Source organism: Aphanizomenon sp. UHCC 0183, from assembly GCF_009712065.1.
GTDB classification, from domain to species: domain Bacteria; phylum Cyanobacteriota; class Cyanobacteriia; order Cyanobacteriales; family Nostocaceae; genus Dolichospermum; species Dolichospermum heterosporum.
The window spans coordinates 1-3392 of sequence record NZ_VILC01000168.1 but is presented as its reverse complement, the minus strand read 5'-3'; the positions used below and the strand labels follow the sequence as shown (position 1 = coordinate 3392).

3 protein-coding genes are annotated in these 3392 nt (G+C 38.5%); 1 reads left to right on the top strand and 2 read right to left on the bottom strand.

Going from position 1 to position 3392, the window contains the following annotated elements:
• The first annotated feature begins 107 nt into the window (after positions 1 to 107).
• Positions 108 to 1874, top strand: a complete 1767-nt coding sequence (locus FJR37_RS25715) for a M61 family metallopeptidase (protein WP_039202705.1) — start codon at positions 108 to 110, stop codon at positions 1872 to 1874.
• A 196-nt stretch (positions 1875 to 2070) separates the two neighbouring features.
• Here FJR37_RS25715 and FJR37_RS25710 read toward each other — a convergent pair whose 3' ends face one another.
• Positions 2071 to 2811 carry a 2-phosphosulfolactate phosphatase family protein gene (locus FJR37_RS25710; protein WP_039202703.1) on the bottom strand — a complete coding sequence of 247 codons (741 nt, stop codon included), beginning with the start codon at positions 2809 to 2811 and terminating at the stop codon, positions 2071 to 2073.
• A 166-nt stretch (positions 2812 to 2977) separates the two neighbouring features.
• A complete protein-coding gene (locus FJR37_RS25705; RefSeq protein WP_039202701.1) occupies positions 2978 to 3358 on the bottom strand; it encodes a DUF423 domain-containing protein in 381 nt (126 codons plus the stop codon).
• Between the last annotated feature and the right edge of the window lie 34 nt (positions 3359 to 3392).

The following is a 3392-nucleotide window of genomic DNA, read 5'->3' as shown; positions in this document are numbered from 1 at the left end:
GAACAAGGTATTGATAAATACATCATATTATTAATTTTATATGCCTGGACTTGACGATAACCCATAGACTGTTGATTATGGATAAGTAACTCAAAACTCAACACAAAATGATTTCAGAACTCTCTCCACAAATTCATTACTTGGTGGGAATGTCTCAACCAGAAACCCATCTGTTTGAGGTGACTTTACACATTGTCAACTATCCATCGGCAGTTCTTAATTTAAAAATGCCTGTGTGGACTCCTGGTTCATATTTAGTACGGGAATATGAGAGACATTTACAAGATTTTGCAGCTTTTGCTGATCATGAACCTTTGTCTTGGCATAAAGTTAGTAAAAATCATTGGCAAGTAGAAAAAGGCGATTTTTCAGAAGTAACTATTCATTATCGTGTATTTGCTAATGAATTAACAGTCAGAACAAATCATTTAGATGCTACTCACGGTTATTTTAATGGGGCGGCGTTATTTTTCAGAATCCCTGGTTGTGAAAGTTTACCCATATATATCCGGGTGATTCCAGCTAACTCTCAATGGCAAATAACTACTGGTTTACCAATATTTGCAGAAACAAAAAATACTTTTGTCGCGGCTGATTTTGATACTTTAGTTGATTGTCCTTTTGAAATTGGTTTTCATCAATTATACAATTTTGAAGTTTTGGGAAAACCTCATGAATTAGCAGTTTGGGGAAAAGGAAATTTTCAACCACAGCAAATGATTGCTGATTGCCAAAAAATTATTGAGGTAGAATCACAAATGTTTGGTGGTTTACCTTATGATAGATATGTATTTTTGCTGCATTTGCTTCAACAGGGTTTTGGTGGTTTAGAACATAAAAATTCTTGTTCGTTAATTTATCAAAGGTTGGGATTTCGGACTTTGGATAAGTATGAACCATTTTTGCAATTGGTGGCACATGAATTCTTTCATTTATGGAATGTTAAAAGAATTCGTCCTTTGGGTTTGGAAGTGTTTGATTATGATCAGGAAAATTATACACCATCTTTGTGGTTTTGTGAAGGAACAACCAGTTATTATGATTTAATCATTCCTTTACGGGCGGGTATTTATAATACTAAGGCATATTTGAATTATTTGAGTAAGGAAATTACTAGATATTTAATGACTCCAGGACGCAAGGTACAACCTTTGGCGGAGTCAAGTTTCGATGCTTGGATTAAACTTTATCGTCCAGATGCTAATAGTGGTAATTCCCAAATCTCCTATTATATCAAAGGGGAAATGGTATCACTGTTATTAGATTTATTAATTCGCGTTCATCATGGGAATCAGCGTTCTTTGGATGATGTAATGCGGCAAATGTGGGAGGAGTTTGGAAAGGATGAAGTTGGTTATACTCCCGAACAATTAGAGGGTGTGATTGAGTCTGTAGCGGGTATGGATTTAAGAGATTTCTTTCAACGCTATCTTCATGGTTTGGACGATTTACCTTTTAATCAATATTTGCAACCTTTTGGTTTGCAATTAGTTGAGGAAAAGAATGAAGAACCTTATTTGGGTGTGAGGATAAATACTGAAAATGGACGGGAGATAATTAAGTTTGTGGAAGCGGGTTCACCGGCACAATTTGCGGGAATTGATGCTGGAGATGAATTATTAGCGATTGATGGTATTAGGGTGGGAAATCAGTTAAATGAACGCTTGAAGAATTATCGAGCGGATGATTCTATTCAAGTTACTGTTTTTCATCAAGATGAATTGCGGACTTATTCTGTTACTCTAGCTGCATCAATTCCTGGCAAGTATCAACTTAAAGTTGTAGAAAATCCTTCTTTCACACAAATGGAGAATTTTGCCGGGTGGTTGGGTGTGTCTTTGTCTGAATCAGGATGTCCAGGATTTCAGGATTAATTGTCTGAATCAGGATATCCAGGATTTCAGGATTAATTGTCTGAATCAGGATGTCCAGGATTAAAGGATTAACAGGATGAAAATTCCTGATTATTATGTTTGATTTGCCAAAGAAGAGAGAGAGGAAGAAATTTTCTTCTTTCTTTCTCGTGACTCCTGACTGGGCGCAGGCCCTGCGCCCCTACCTCCTGACTTGTTAGTTGTTTTGACTTTTTAATACTCCTGGTTCTGTTTGAATTGGTAAAATATCTAAAATATCGGTTTGGGAACAATATTTCAGGTCTTCAAAACATTCCAAACGTAATAAGCGTTGACCATGACTAGCTTGATAGAGTAGTCCTTGTAAGTTATCTTGCCATTGGGAATAAAGAGCGATCGCACTAACCACTTCATCATTACCACTGATTTCTTGTTGGGCATAACTACTTTGTTGCACAATACTATGGGCGATCGCCCCTGCACATACTGTATCCTCTAAAGAATAACTTCCTTCCCAACCAGAACCCACAATCCAGACAGTTTCCGGTTGCTGTTCTAAGAGAAATTTAACTACGGCTGCCCGATTAATCAAAGCTGCTGCCAGGACAATGGGGGCATTTTGGATTCGTTGTAAAGCCCTTGTCCCATTGGTGGTACTAATAAATAACCTTTTGCCGGCAACTAATTCTGGTGTGCAATCTAAGGGTGAGTTACCCAACTCAAAACCAGCTACTTTAGCTCCACCCCGTTCTCCAGCCCTGAGTCGCTTTTCTGGAGACCATTTTTCACTTACTTCCATGAGTTGATTTAAATCACTGAAAACCTGCACAGCTTCGCCCCCAGCGGCTAAAACCGTAGCCATTGTACTAGTTGCTCGCAGAACATCAACGGCGATCGCACATTCTGGAACTGTATCAGTTGGGGTCAATTCGGGAGTGTGATATACAAATATCTTCACGTGCTGGCTACACCTATTTTATTAAGACTGCGGTAATATTTTACCTACTTGATGTCACCAACTGACGATACTATTTTTCAATCTATTAAGATAGAAAAGGTAACAGGCAGGAGAAACCAGGGTGATTTGAGTGATAATTTAGACTCCATTTCCCATTTATTACGGATTAAAACTTGATAGTTGCACCAGCCACAGCTAAAGCAGCCCAACCCAGCATTAATGCCAATCCTCCTAATGGAGCAACTGCGCCTAAAGACTTAATACCCGTTAAACTGATAGCATATAAGCTGCCGGAAAAAATTACCACACCAATTATAAATAACCAACCACTAACTAAAAGCGTCGTCGGGGGACTTTCTAAACGACTCATGAGGATGGCGACTAACAAAAGTCCCAGGGCGTGATACATTTGATAACGAGCGCCAGTGTCAAATATTTCTAAAGAGCGCTCGCTAATTTTTTCCCGCAAAGCATGAGCGCCAAAAGCACCACCAGCAACAGATAAACCGCCAAAAATGGCGGCTATAGTTAAGAAAAACTGTGTCATTTGACCTATTAAACATCAAAATGATATGATACAG

Excerpts from the sequence above, each read along its gene's own strand:
- FJR37_RS25715 (WP_039202705.1), top strand. The coding sequence starts at position 108 with ATGATTTCAGAACTCTCTCCACAAATTCATTACTTGGTGGGAATGTCT.
- FJR37_RS25705 (WP_039202701.1), bottom strand. The coding sequence starts at position 3,358 with ATGACACAGTTTTTCTTAACTATAGCCGCCATTTTTGGCGGTTTATCT.